At 37.6% G+C, this 14,879-nt stretch carries 6 protein-coding genes and 1 pseudogene; 2 read left to right on the top strand and 5 right to left on the bottom strand.

All coding sequences use genetic code 11. From position 1 onward, the window contains the following. Positions 1-16 precede the first annotated feature (16 nt). The 3 genes from tamL to ABIB30_RS14195 form a co-directional block, all read right to left on the bottom strand. Positions 17-2,308, bottom strand: coding sequence for a translocation and assembly module lipoprotein TamL (gene tamL / locus ABIB30_RS14205; protein WP_354303067.1), 2,292 nt, complete (start codon positions 2,306-2,308; stop codon positions 17-19). A 66-nt stretch (positions 2,309-2,374) separates the two neighbouring features. Then, positions 2,375-7,393: a translocation/assembly module TamB domain-containing protein gene (locus ABIB30_RS14200; protein ID WP_354303065.1), complete on the bottom strand. Its 5,019-nt coding sequence runs from the start codon at positions 7,391-7,393 to the stop codon at positions 2,375-2,377. Positions 7,394-7,561: 168 nt separating this feature from the next. Continuing rightward, positions 7,562-8,740, bottom strand: coding sequence for a PD-(D/E)XK nuclease family transposase (locus tag ABIB30_RS14195; protein WP_354303063.1), 1,179 nt, complete (start codon positions 8,738-8,740; stop codon positions 7,562-7,564). 205 nt (positions 8,741-8,945) lie between these two features. Between ABIB30_RS14195 and ABIB30_RS14190 the strand changes: the two genes are divergently transcribed. Both ABIB30_RS14190 and ABIB30_RS14185 read left to right on the top strand, forming a co-directional pair. Next, on the top strand, positions 8,946-9,434 hold the full coding sequence (locus tag ABIB30_RS14190; protein ID WP_354303060.1) for a cytidine deaminase: 489 nt from the start codon (positions 8,946-8,948) through the stop codon (positions 9,432-9,434). 106 nt (positions 9,435-9,540) lie between these two features. Then, a pseudogene (locus ABIB30_RS14185) lies at positions 9,541-12,219 on the top strand (DNA gyrase/topoisomerase IV subunit A); the annotation flags it as partial. 725 nt (positions 12,220-12,944) lie between these two features. Here ABIB30_RS14185 and ABIB30_RS14180 read toward each other — a convergent pair. Both ABIB30_RS14180 and ABIB30_RS14175 read right to left on the bottom strand, forming a co-directional pair. Beyond that, complete coding sequence (locus tag ABIB30_RS14180; RefSeq protein WP_354303058.1) at positions 12,945-13,535, bottom strand: HupE/UreJ family protein; 591 nt, start codon at positions 13,533-13,535, stop codon at positions 12,945-12,947. A gap of 170 nt (positions 13,536-13,705) precedes the next feature. Then, positions 13,706-14,758: a hypothetical protein gene (locus ABIB30_RS14175; protein WP_354303056.1), complete on the bottom strand. Its 1,053-nt coding sequence runs from the start codon at positions 14,756-14,758 to the stop codon at positions 13,706-13,708. Positions 14,759-14,879 lie beyond the last annotated feature (121 nt).

The raw sequence follows: 14,879 nt of genomic DNA, 5'->3' as shown, positions 1-14,879 counted from the left end.
TTTATATAGGGGATGATTAAAATGGATAGCCAATTCCTATGTTATAAACTAAGTTCTCTTTTCTCCAGGCCTTGTCACCGAATGCAACCTGATCAATTACCCATCTTTGTCCTTCTGGCAAGTATGGTTTTCTGATCGGGAAGGCTACGTCCAAACGGACAACAAAGATCTTGGCATCTACACGTAAACCCGCTCCGGTAGAGACTGCCATTTCACTCAAAGCATTTTTTACCTTAAAACCTGAACCCGGTCTGGATGGGTCTTCTTTTCTTAACCAGATATTTCCTGCATCAGCAAATAAGGCGCCGTATAATACGCTGACCAGTTTAAAACGTAATTCTGTATTCAGCATGATTTTTACATCACCACTTTGATCGGCGAATTGTACTGAATCCGGCACTTTATAAGTACCAGGGCCTAATGATCTTGACGCAAAACCTCGAATATCATTTGTTCCCCCTGCGAAAAACTGTTTAACAAATGGCATAGAAGAACTATTCCCATAAGTATAGCCATAACCAAGGTTAAGACGATTCGCCCAGATCACATTTCTATTGATCTTGTAATAATTTCTTAAGTCTGTCTCTAATCTTACAAACTGAGTTAATGGCACATTGAAAATTGATTTTTCACCCTTGCCATCTTTTGAGACAAATAAACCCCAGAGATTACCACCAGTTTGTATGTTCCCATTAAAGTAAATATTGTTTCTTCTGGACTCTTCCATTTGATTGGTGTAGTTGAAGTTATAGCTACTTCCAATTATAAATTGTTTATCAAGAATATTTTTTAAACCTGGCGTAATTCTGAAAATACTATCTTTTTTTGCGGAATCAATACTTGGTTTTACATAGGTAATTGAAATAGGATTAAAAGTATGTTCTTTATGAAGATTTTCCTTCCATACGTAGCCATATTCAGCTTTAAATGAACTTAAATCATATAAAGAACCCCTGCTTAACAATTCATAAGACAATGATGCAATAGTTTTTGGAATAAATGCAGTTGTACTACTAGGCTTGTAAAAAGGTACAATAAATCTAGGGAAGGTTAATTTACCCTGAGCAGTAAATGAATAAGAGTTCAGGTTCTTCGCTTGTCCGCTTACCTGTGTTTCAAAACCACCGCTTACACTCACATCTAATTGTTCTGCGCCTCTAAATAAGTTTCTTGTAGTCTGAGTTACCTTTACCTCAGAACCCACAAAGTTGTTTGATTTGCTTGTTCCCGTTACTGAAAATGATAAGGAGTTTTTCTTTAAAGGGGTCAGATAAATATTTAAATCCAGCTGATTATTTTTAAAACTGTCAACTGGCAAAAACTCTGCTTTAACAGCTTGAAATGCATTGATATTAACCATTCGGTTTAAAGATTGGTTATGATCTTTTCTGTTATAAGTTTCACCTTTTTTAAAGAAGACCAGTCTATCAAACAAACGAGGTTTAAATGTTTTTTTATCATCGTAAATCTCGAAATCATTATACTCGACTGGTTGTAGCTTCCTCAGTACAGAATCCCTTCTTAAGGAGTAGTTCGGATATATATTAATCTCTTTGATTGTGTAGGGCTTCAAACCTGCATCAGGAGCTATATCTTTTACTTTCACCGTAATATTAACCTGGCTCTTTCCAATGGTACTGTCAACTTGCAGAATCAGATAGTCCGGGCTGAAATAGAAATAACCATTTTCTTTCAGGTCATTATCTATACGGATCCGTTCATTTTTAAAGACTTCAAGATTATAGAAATCTCCTTTTTTAAGCAAGGTGTTTCCTTTATTCTGGTTCACAATATTGGCCAGATTCCCAGTGTCTTTAGGAAAAGTGATGTTATTGATTTTATAACGGGTACCTGTTTCTGCTGTATATATAGCTTTAGCAGAACGGTTTTTAACAATTGTATCCCCTGTTACTACAGATTGCAGGTATCCCTGGCTAATCAGATAACTAGTTAATATGGCATTATTGCTTTTTAATTTGACATCACTTAGCAATACAGGTGGTTCACCAACTTTGGTTCTTAGCCAATGGCGGATACCTTTCGGTTTTTTTGGTTCACCAGCAAGGTTATAGATGTATAGTTTTGGTCTTAAGCCAAGGATAGTTTTATTAGGTGCAGGTCTGGTTTTACTTTCCAAATCACTCTTTACATTCTTTTCATCTGCAATTTTTGAAGAAGAATCGGGATTGATCTTTACCTCAGCACCTGTATATAAGGTCTGTCCGGGTTTCAGATATTTGGTGTTACTGCAAGCAGCCCACACTAAACATGAAATGATTAATAAAGAGGGTAGAACTATTTTTTTCATTCACTATTTATATTTGTAAGCTTCTGCAGGCCAAAACCTGCAGAAGTTTTATTTTTGACTTTAATTTTATTTCTCGCTTTTCGCTGGTGTAGTATTCACCGCTTTCTCTTTTGGTTTCTGCTCAGTGGTGATCTGATTCCGCTTTCTTCTTTTCTGGAAGATCTCTTTAAATTTATTATAATCAACAACTAAAGCAAATCCAACACCTGTCTCGATAATCTGTCCCTCAATTACACCTTCATTCTGGTTCCGTCTGTAAGCTCTTAAACGGTATCGGCCATCGGCAGAAAGCGCATACTCCACGTTTACATTACCAGCAATATTCGTTGAGTTCTGTCCAGGTGCTTGCGGACCTTCCAGACCGAATGAGCTTCCTACTGTTACTGTTAATCTATCATTCAGTAGCTTTTTAGATAAACCTACTTCCAGATCTGTTTTTTGCTGTAATGAACCAGTAGAATAATCTTCAGATGAATTTACCCCAAAGTTTATATCTACGCCTTTAACCAAATCAGAAGCCAGATTGTTTAACTGATCTGTCAGCAAGTTACTCACACTTGAACGGGCCATCGAGGAAACACCACCACCGCCGCCAACAAGGCTCTCAAATGGATTGTCCGCAATGAAACGTCCTAACGCTAATAGAGCAAATACCTGTTTATTCAACTGTCCTTCGTCTCTGTTTACATTTTGTATTTTAGTATAAACCTGTCCACCCAAAGCACCTTGTTCGTTTACAGGCATATCCAGCTTAAAGGATATGGTTGGTTTCATCAGCTGATCTTTCATGTACAGATATACCTGGAAAGGTAGTTTTGTTTTAGCCTGAACAAGATCAGGTTGATTCAGCAGGTCAATTGGCGCTGCACTAACTTCGTACAATGCAGTCAGGTCTACATTCGCTTCTGTAGGTTCTCCCGTCCAAACGATACTGCTTCCTTTAACCAGTTTAAAGGATCTTTTAGCTAAGCCACCGATAGATAGGTTATAAGAACCTTCAGTCAGGTCATAACGGCCTGTTAAACTAGTTTTACCACTAGGATCCATCGTAGCAATCAGATTAGCGGTTCCTTTTACTTTCAATGCATCACCATTTGCCGGGTCAACTACCACATTTAATTCTGCATCCGGGTCAATTTTAATATTGGCACTCAGATTGATTCCTTTAATTGGCGATTTGCTGATACTGTCTGCTTTCAGCGCTTTCTGGCCATTAAATGGCGCTGCGTCTGCATCAATAAACTGTACAATTCCTTCCTGGCTGATCACTGATGGATCATCAGGAGGTAATGCGAAAAAGAACTTGGTTCCTTTCTCTACCTGAACGTTCATATTGACATCCGGCTGGTTTAAATCGCCTCTTACCTTGATCAGACTCGTTAAGAAAACCGTTCCGTAGATCATTTCATTGTCTGCCGCTGTAGAATGCAGCGCTCTGAAATTATCAGTTTTGATATCCATATTAAACTTGAAGTTCCTGTAGTCTTTCGTCAGGATTCCACCATTTATTGTCGCTTGTTTATTCAGAGAATCAATGATGGTGAAATTATTGAATTTAACTCCTTCTTCAGTAAAGCTGATTGTTTCGTTCGGCATTCTGAAATACGAATTTACATAAGTGGCATTGAATGCCGCCTGGTTAAATTTAAGGTCTCCCAATACTTTCGGTGAAGCAATCGCCCCTTTAATTGAAAGCTGCCCTGTTATCGTTCCAGACCCTTGTTTGATTTGCCCCATCGAAACACTTTCTAAGGCTTTAAGGTCTATCTTATCAATATTTAAGGTGAGATCCAAAGCATTCTCTGCTTTCGTATAATAGAATCCGTTTACCCTTAATTCATGTACACCTGTTAAAGCGATATTCGTTTCAAATGCGTTTTCCGTATTGTTATTTACAGCGACACGCAGTGTTCCCAGCTGATCTTTTTGATAACGAAGACGTTCTATGGTCAGGTTAGCTTCGAATTTTGGGCTGCCCGTTAATTCTTTTACATCCACCGTCCCGTTAATTGCTCCGCCTACTAAAGAACTGTCCTGTTCTGCAAACTTAGTCAGTGTTTCTATCTGAAAATTCTTGAATTCTACTTTTAGTGGTGAACCCGGTGTTGAATTCAAACTATTTATACTCAATAACTGTCCGCCTTTGCTCAGGTTAAACTGATTGGCCAGGATACCTGAAGCTCCAAACTGGATGAAGTTTTCTGGGGAAACTGCCCACTTATCATAATTCAGAAGTAACTTCTGCGGATCGAAACTGAATTGGAAGTTTTTATTAATTGATTTAAATGTACCTCCAAGTACATATTTATCTTTCAGTTTACTATCTCTAAGGAAGATGTTAACGCCCAATATATTATTAGCAGCTTCACCACTTAGTTCTGTATTGTACAAAGCTATTGATTTGCTTTGTACATGCTTCACCAATAACTTATAGTTCAGTTTTTGATTGGCATTGTCTACAGTAAGACGCGTACTGTCTACCTGATAATCTCCATAAACAACTTGTGGAATCCAGGCATTCATTATTAAACTGTCTTTTTTCGTATCCAGTAAACCATTGATTCTGGAAGGAGAGAAGGTGGTCAGTTCAGGAACAAAGTTTTTAATGAACTTCGGGTTATAAATGTTCATATTAAACCTGAAACGCTGATCCGGTATCTTTGTCACCTCACCAAATGCATAATATTTATTAATCTGGTTGATCATGGCAGCAGCCAGGTTGGTGAGTTGATATTGTCCATCAACGCGTGCACTTAGCAACTCTGATTTTAAAGTCAATAAGGTATGATTGGCTGTTGCTTCAGCATGTGCATCAATAGTGTCTACATTAAACCTTTGTCCATCTTTAACAAGTTGTAAACCCCTGATGCTCACATCACCGTTCAGGTAATTCGGATCGGCAGTTTTAATGTCTGCTTTAACAATACCTGCCATCCTTAATTCAGTCGCACTGAAATTTAATTTTTGCAGATCAACTTGTTTTAAGTTAAGGTCTGCTTTAACTGCAGGGTATTTACCAGCCATATTTACAAAAGCAGTTAAATTGAAATTAGCATTGGTATCTGCCATTTCACTTTTGATATTCATTTTCTGACCTGAATAAGTACCACTCAGCAATAAATTTTTATAGGTGTATTTATTATAATAAGCACTTAATAATTGCGCATTGATCTTTGCATTAGCTGTTTTTGCATCTAAACCTGTTCCATTTACGGTCGCTTTAACGCTGATTTTACCTAACTGGGGCTGCATTTTTAACAAACGGCCAACATTAAAGTTATTCAAGTTGATATTTGCAGTATAACTCTCTTTTCCTTTAGGCCCTTTCATGCCAGCCAGCAATTTGGCTGCCCCCATATCTGTATTGATATTGAAGTCCGTATTGAAATTGGTCATAGACCCTTTAAATTTTCCGTTCGCTACAATCGTGTTAGGCAATTCAATATTAGCAGGCAGAGATTTTTTAGGAATAATGACCAAAAGATCTCTCTTTGTTAAAGAGAAGCGCTTAATGTTAAGATCCAGGAATGTTTTGTTGATATCTGGTAAACCTTTGACAGTACCATTCACCTCTATATTTGTGCTTTTCAATCCGCTAATCTGCAATTGAGGGATTGAAAGATTACTCATATATCCATTGGCACGCGCAGTTATTTTAATCTTTTCATTGCGGTAGTCTGCTGGAATTGCATCACTAAAATAGGTTGCATCTTTCAAGCCAAGTACCGAGTTTTTTAAGGTCAGATTTATTTTTACTTTCTCGGGATGTTTGGTTAAATCATCCAGTGAAGTATAGTTCAGCGTGGTATTATTCTCAATGTTAGTGTTGGGCGTTTTAAAGATAAGGTTGGTGAGTTTAACCATTTTGTCACTATAGACTACATCACCTTGTAATTTTGAAAGTTCAAAACCACTTCTTTCTTTGAATACACCACTTTTAACATTCACTTTGATCCCGGCCTGGCTGTAAGAAAGTTCTTCTGCTGCCAAACCAAGTCCGTTGATCTTTAAGTGGTTATAATCCAATCCTTTTGGAGTAGGTTTTACAGCCAGATTATCATACTGTATATTGTTTTCTGCAAGGTTTAATTTGCTTACCAGTACAGCTAATGTAGAAGGTTTTGCAGCAGTACTATCCGCCGGTTTCGTTCCTGAAGCAACAGAAAGTGGTTTAAAAGCAAAGAGTATATTAGATTTGTTCAGTGTGGCCTCATCCAATTTAAAATCACTTTTAGTCAGGTCAGCAAAGAGTTTTTTCAGATTAAGTTCATTGATATTTAAATCAGCACGCATGTCTGAAAGCATATCATTAAAGTTGATCTTAACATTATTAAAAGCAACATCCTGTATTTCTACTAAAGGAAGTTTTCCGGAAGCTGTTTTAGCAGTATCGATACTCTTTTCCAGGTGGGCTGCCAGCTGGGTAAGTGGTTTTTGCTGCAAATATTTCAGGTAAGTGTTTTTCAGAACCAGGTCTTTGATCACATAGTGTTGATTATCCAGATCAAAGTCTTTAATATTTGTCTTAAATTCTCCCAGATTTACACTCACATCATTACCTGCAACATCATCACGATAAACAATACCTATATCTTTTAAGCTTATTTTACTGATGGAAAATTTCATGGTAGACGTGGTATCCTTTTTCACCTGGTCTTCTGGTTTTTTCTGTTCGGACATAAAAGCATCCAGAAGGAAAGAAAAATTAAATGTTGTATCCGGATTAATACGGGTCACATTTGCCCGGATTTTCTCCAGTTCAATATTGTTAATTTCTATTTTATTATTTAATAGTTTGAAAAGACTGATATCGACTGCTAATTTCTGTGCATACAATAAAGTGTCGCCTTTTTTATCTTCCATGTAGAATTTGTTGAGCACAATATCTTTGGGCAAGGCGATTTTAATACTTTCCAGACTTACTTCTGTGTGGGTTTTATTTTTAAGGTAGGCAATAGCTTTGCCTTTAACGAAGTTCTGAACGGCGGGGATATTTAAAGATATAGCCACTGCAACCACTAATAAAATGATTGTGGCAATAATCCATAGAACAACCTTTAAACTTTTACGTACGTATTTATTCAATTCAAGTAGATTTTGAGAGATTTATGACTAACCAAGGTATAAAAACTATGCCATTAGACCGTTTTAACCTACAGTATACTACAAATAAACCAAAACTTTGTTTAAATAAATATGACAATTTATACATAAAGACCTTGGATCCGGGTCTTTATGTATATAAAAGAATAGCTATAAATTATCAATGACTTCAATAGGGAGCTTCGTGAACTGGATGATTTTAAGTGTATCAAAATTTTCATTTTTCATTTTTCTTGCGAGTTCGAGAGAAATCTCAAGTTTTCCCTGTTCAAATCCTTTTTCAATTCCTTGCTGTATTCCTTTTTCAAGGCCCTGTTCAAGTCCTTTTTCAATTCCTTGCTGTATTCCTTTTTCAAGGCCCTGTTCAAGTCCTTTTTCAATTCCTTGCTGTATTCCTTTTTCAAGGCCTTGTTCAAGTCCTTTCTCAATACCTTCTTGTATTCCTTTTTCAAGGCCCTGTTCGATTCCCTGGAGTTTTCCTTTTTTAATGCCTTTTTCAAGCCCCTCCAATACGCCTTTCCTGAACTCTTGTTCAATACCTTCCTCAATTCCATGCAGCATTTCATCATTCAGTCCTTTTGCGAGACCTCTTTCCAGTCCTATTTTGAGGATCTCATCAAGAACACATTGATATTCCCATTTTTTCTGTTGATCTAAATCGTGTATAAACCGTTGTTCGGGTGTTAGTCTGCTCATTTCAGATACATTAAATATTTTTTGAAAAATACGTTTGTCAAGATACTCCGGGATTTTGCCCAGACTTTGCATGTGTTTAAGCACATAAACCCATTTGTCCAGTTCACTCTCCAGTTCATCTTCTTTTTTATCAAATTTAGGTAGTTCCAAAAACTTAAATCCCAGTCCATTGTGGAATATTTCACCGGTACCGGTGTTAACCAGTGAAATACTTTGCAGATAATGATCGTTTGTGCTGCTTTTCATTTTAAAATCCAGTATAGCGATCAGAAAGACCTCTTTCAGTTTGAAGTTCCAGTTTCCTTTACCCAGTAATTTTTGCTGGTGAATCAGCCGGCTTAAGTAAAAAATACACCGGTCGCCAAAATTTGAATGTGCAAGCCGTTGCATTTCCACAATAAACTGCTCACCCTGCGTTCCCGTACATAATAAATCAAAAGAAACTTTTCTGTAATCTTGCTCATCACCTCCATATTCCGTTGGACTATAGGTAATATCGGTAATGTATTTCTGCCCCTCAAATACTGCATTCAAAAATCCGATCATAATATCCTTATTTGGCTCACCGCCGAAAAGATGCTTAAAACCGAAATCTGACAAAGGATCAATATACTTGTTCATTTTTTCTGACATAATTCGATTGATTTGTGCCCAACTTACCCTGAATTTCTCTATAGTTGGTAATATTTATCTATATTGGAAACAATATGTTTTATTATTACATTCATTTATGTTATTTAGGATCTGTTCAAATTAACAACGTATATTGTAAGCCCTATTTTTACCAGGCATGAACCATCAATAATGATGTCTGCTGTATTTTAATTTTTAAACTTATATGAATAAACTAAATATTTCCATTGCTTATGAATCCTACGATCAGTTAGAAGAACTGAATGCAGCCGATCAATCCTTATGTATGCAAGCAAAGGAAGCATTAAAGACCTCTTACTCTCCGTACTCCAATTTTAAAGTGGCTACTGCGGTAAGGTTAAATGATGGTGTGATTGTTTCCGGCAGTAACCAGGAGAATCTGGCCTACCCGTCAGGACTTTGTGCAGAACGTGTGGCCCTTTTTACAATTGGTGCTACTTATCCTGATGCAATTATAGAAACGATGGCGATTACCGCCCATACCGATAACTTTAAAATTGAACAGCCTATTACTTGCTGTGGTGCCTGTTTACAAGTTATGGCTGAATTTGAAAGAAAACAAAATAAAGAAATAGAAGTACTTTTCTACTGTCTTGATGGTAAGGTTCTCAAAGTAAAGGGGATCAAAAGTTTGCTGCCTTTTGTATTTGTAGAAGATCGTCTGGCTGAATAATTTCGAAATCTAAGCACTACATCAGTTTTTTTAAAACTGTTGGGAAATTGTGTTCTCAAAATTTGAGCGGATGCCTTATCTTTACGGCATCCAAACCCCTTTCTTGATGAGCGACGAATTAGATAATAACGTAAACGAAGAGACAAAACATACCGTAATACCTATTAATGGCCTTTACGAGAACTGGTTCCTCGATTATGCCTCTTATGTAATTTTAGACCGGGCAGTACCCCATATTAATGATGGACTGAAGCCCGTTCAGCGTAGAATTATGCATTCGTTGAAAGAGATGGACGACGGACGTTTCAATAAGGCAGCCAATGTGATTGGAAATACGATGAAGTATCACCCGCATGGAGACGCTTCAATTGGAGATGCTATGGTGCAGATTGGTCAGAAGGACCTGCTGATTGACTGTCAGGGTAACTGGGGAGATCCGATTACCGGAGATAGTGCAGCTGCGCCGCGTTATATTGAAGCACGTCTGTCAAAATTCGCCACAGAGGTTGTTTTTAATGCAGACACAACCATCTGGCAATTAAGTTATGACGGGCGGAACAATGAACCACTTACTTTACCAGTAAAATTTCCGCTGCTATTGGCGCAGGGAGCCGAAGGGATTGCAGTAGGTCTGGCTACTAAAGTTATGCCACATAACTTTATCGAATTGCTTGATGCTTCTATTGCCATCCTGCAAGGTGAAAAACCTAATATTCTTCCCGACTTCTTTACTGGAGGTATGGCAGATTTTTCTGCTTATAACGAAGGAATGCGTGGCGGTAAGATTCGTGTACGTGCTAAAATCACTGAAAAGGATAAAAAGACCCTGGTGATTACTGAGATTCCTTATAGTACAACAACGGGCTCTGTAATTGACAGTATTCTTTCTGCCAATGATAAAGGTAAAATCAAAATCAAGAAAATTGAAGACAATACAGCCGCACATGTGGAGATTGTCATTCAGCTAGCTCCTGGTATTTCGCCGGATGTAACTATAGATGCACTTTATGCATTCACTTCTTGTGAGGTTTCTATTTCTCCGAATACTTGTATCATTAAAGATGATAAGCCTCAGTTTCTGACTGTGAATGCTATTCTGATAGAAAACACTCAGAATACTAAAAACCTGTTAAAGCAGGAGCTTGAAATCAAACTTCATGAACTTCAGGAGAAGATTTTCTTCAGTTCTTTATTGAAGATCTTCATTCAGGAAGGAATGTACAAGCATGCGGAATATGAGAATGCAACTAATTTTGATGCCGTAGTAGAAGTACTGAATATCCTGTTCGCTCCTTTCAAAGCACAACTATACAGAGAAATCCTGCCAGAAGATTTTAAAAAGCTGATCGATAAACCGATGAGCAGTATTACCCGCTTTGATGTTAAGAAAGCGGATGACCAGATGAAAGCATTGGCGGATGATATTAAGGTGGTAAAAAATCACCTGCGTCATCTGACTGATTATGCGATTGCATGGTATCAGAAATTAAAAGATAAATACGGAAAAGGCAGAGAGCGTAAAACGGAGATCCGTCTGTTTGACAGAGTGGAAGCTTCTAAAGTTGCGCTGGCCAACGTTAAACTTTATATGAACCGGGAAGATGGTTTTATCGGAACCGGTCTTAAAAAAGACGAATTTATTGCCGACTGTTCTGATCTGGATGAAATCATTGTTTTCAGAGAGGATGGCAAATGCACAATTACTAAAGTCGCAGATAAAACATTTGTGGGTAAAGGGATTGTTTACGCACAAGTATTTAAAAAGAATGACGACCGTACCATTTATAACCTGATTTACAAAGATGGGGCAAGCGGTACTTCTTATATTAAACGTTTTGCTGTAATGGGGGTGACCCGTGACAAAGAATACGACTTGACAAAAGGAAGTAAAGGGTCGAAGATGTTATATTTCACGCCTAACCCTAATGGTGAAGCGGAGATCGTTACCGTAATGCTTAAGCCGCATACTAAGCTAAAGAAATTGCAATTTGATATAGACTTTGCAGATATTGCTATTAAAGGACGTGCTTCTCAGGGAAACATAGTTTCTAAATATCCTGTTAAGAAGGTTTTATTGAAGAGCAAAGGTGTGTCTACACTTTCAGGTTTGAAAATCTGGTATGATGATTTATTAAGAAGATTAAATGTTGATGGAAGAGGTAAATACCTCGGTGAATTTGATGGTGACGATAAGATCCTTCAGGTACATAAAGAGGGTTGGTATGAACTGAGTTCTTTCGAATTGAGTAATCATTTTGATGCTGATTTATTGCTGATTCAGAAATTTGATCCTGAAAAAGCATTTGCAGTAGTGCAGTATGAAGGAAAAGCTAAGAATTACTTTATTAAGCGCTTTGTTTTTGAACCTATTGCAATAGGAAAAAAACAAACGCTGATCAGTGAGGAAACTGGTTCGAGGTTCCTGCACCTGACTAGTAATCCTGAAGCTACCTTAACCATAGATGTATTGAAAGGTAAAACACAGATTCCTGAGACATTGGAAATCGTGCTTGCAGATTTTATCGACTTAAAAGGTATCAAAGCTAACGGTAACAGGTTAAGTCAGCACGATGTGAAAAATATTACAATCAGTAATGCAGAGGAAAATGAGCCTGTGCTGGAAGAAGAGGTTAAAGAGAGTACTGCTGCAATAGCGCAAGTTTCTGAAGATGATCAGGAGCCATCATCAGCTACAGCAGAATTAACCGAAGCTGAAAATGAGGATGATGAAGCTGAAAATGAGGATGATGAAGCTGAAAGTGAGGATGATGAAACTGAAACTGATGATGAAACTGAAATTAATGATGAAATTCAATCAGTTCAAGAAGAAACCGCACAAGTTGAAGATGTTTCTGACGCAATAGCCGAAGAAGTAATTATTGAAGAAGAAGTAATAGAAATTGAAGATACTACTATCGTGGATCAAGAGAGCCCTTCTGTAGTTGAAGAGGAAAAAGAGGCTCCTGTTGTTAAGAAAGAATGGGTTAGGCAGGAAAGTATAATTCAACCGGTTGAAGAAGCAGATAAAGCTGTACAAACTCCAGTAAAACGTACTAAGAAAGTAGTCGCAGTTACTCCAGAAGTGGAAAAAACACCAGTAGTTCCTGTGGAAGCAGCAGTACAAGTTACTCCAGAAGTGAAAAAAACACCAGTAGTTCCTGTGGAAGCAGCAGTACCAGTTACTCCAGAAGCCGAAGAAACAACAGTGGTTCCTGTGAAAGCAGCAGTACCGGTTACTCCGGAAGCGATAGCAACACCGGTTGTCCCTGTGGAAGCTGAAGCTTTAGTTACTCCACAAGTGATAGCAACACCGGTTGCTCCTGTAACAGTTGAAACACCAGTTGTTCCTGAAAAAACAGAAACACCAGTAACTAAACCAGCGAAGCCAAAGAAAACTGACGATGCTAAAAGTAAAGTCACCAAAGAAGCGTCGCTCAATAAAAATGTCAAATTCGAGATCACTAATCCTGATGATGTAGAGATCGATGATAAAGGTCAGCTTGGCTTATTCTAACGGAATAAGTCAGGCCACCGCTCTGCGGCCATAATAAAAGAGATACCAAATATTGCGGAAGACAGGAAGAAATTCCAATTCCATTTTTTGACCTTGAAGATATTGATCAGGATAAAAGAAATCAGCAATATGCCAGTTACGATAATAATCTGACCGAATTCCAGCCCGATATTGAAAGCAAATAACTCTGCTACAATATTGGTGCTTTTACCCAGCAAGCTATTCAGATAATTGGAAAAGCCCATTCCATGGATCAATCCGAAGAAAAGGGCAAGTATATACTTCAACTGGACACCCTTGGGCCTTGATGATTTCCCACCAAGGATATTCGAAGCTGCAGTAACTAATATCGTGACCGGAATCAGAAACTCAATCAAATTAGTTTTGACTGTGATCACTTTTAACACACTTAAAGCAAGCGTGATACTGTGGCCAATCGTGAAAGCGGTAACCAGCAACAATACCCTCTTCCAATCTGTTAAAGTATAAGCTCCACATAACACAATCACAAAAAGAATATGATCATATCCTTTCCAGTTTAATATATGTTGCCAACCCAATTCGAAGTATAACGGGAAATCTTGCATGCACCAAACTTATTAATTTTTAATTAACAATGAAAATATAATCGTAGTAACCCCAAAGCCAGAGAGCAATAAAATTACAGCATAACCGTTTTAGAAATTAAATTTTATAGGAATAAAAAAAACGCCCTGTTAATCATTAACAGGGCGTTTCTTGTAGAAGATCAACAGAACTACTGATATTGTATATATACAGGTATCGGTGTAAGTTTCAATAACTCTTCTGGCGTCATTAATCTGTTTGGTGCTTTTTTCAAATCATTTTTGTAGAATAATTTGAAACCAGTGAACTCAACAGGCTCGCTGAAAATGAAGTGACGGTAAGTACCTTTTTTAAGCTCAGGCTCTCCCCATCCATCCATATGCATTACGATTTGAACCTCAGGACGTAGCTTGATGTTCTTGTAATTCGTTATCATTTTCTTTGTAAAACGGTGAACCGTAAAAACCTTCGGAGGTAAATTGTATTTTTTTACCAGGTTAGCAAGGAATTGTGAACAGTAATTGATATCAGCAGCATCATATGTACCTATTCTTTTTCCTGGTTTCACCCCTTCTTTCATAGAGAACTCAGGATCTATACCTAAATGAACATTTGGCATTTTCAGATACTTTTCCAATAAAGGTAATTCATCTCTGATGGTGCTTAACGATACTTGAATATCAAGGAACACGATCATGTTTTTGCGCATTCTTGAAATAGCCAGTACAGAATCAATTTGTTTATCCGGCATTCTGAATCTGTGTTTGCCATCTTTACCAGGGTCACCCTGGGCTACTACAGCGATATAGTGTAAAGCAGGCTGAACAGGGGTAGAAGGATCGGCCTTTTCCCATTTTTTTACTTCGGCATCCAGTCTGGATAACATTTCTTTAGGTGCATATTCCCCTAAAGCACCCATTCTTTTTGAATATATATTTCCGTAGTAAGCAACAATCCTTTTGTAAGGTAAAATTGCACCAGGCAGTGGGTAAGGCTGAGGTTTAACAGGCCATCTTCCCGTAGTATCTCCATGTGCAAGCTTAAGCATTAAAGCATTGTATTTTGCAGTATCAATAGGCTTACGTGAGGTATCAGTAACAGCAACTTCCGAAGAATCTCCTGATGCATTTATAGTCGTTTTTGTTTTTTCACCTTTTTTATCAGTACCCGAAGTACAATTGGTAAAAAGTGTGACTGTGGTAAATGCAATTAATAATGTTCCCGCGAGTTGTGGTATTTTCATAGGTTATAAAGTGATTTAAATATGAATTCGTGTGGTTGCAAAACTACACATTCGGCTGACAAAATCTCCAATCCGTAAAAGAATTATCAAATTAATAAGAGTCAGGCCGCTGAAGCTGAGA

The sequence above is a fragment of the Pedobacter sp. UYP1 genome (assembly GCF_040547305.1).
Taxonomy (GTDB): domain Bacteria; phylum Bacteroidota; class Bacteroidia; order Sphingobacteriales; family Sphingobacteriaceae; genus Pedobacter.
This window is presented reverse-complemented; position numbering and strand designations above follow the sequence as displayed.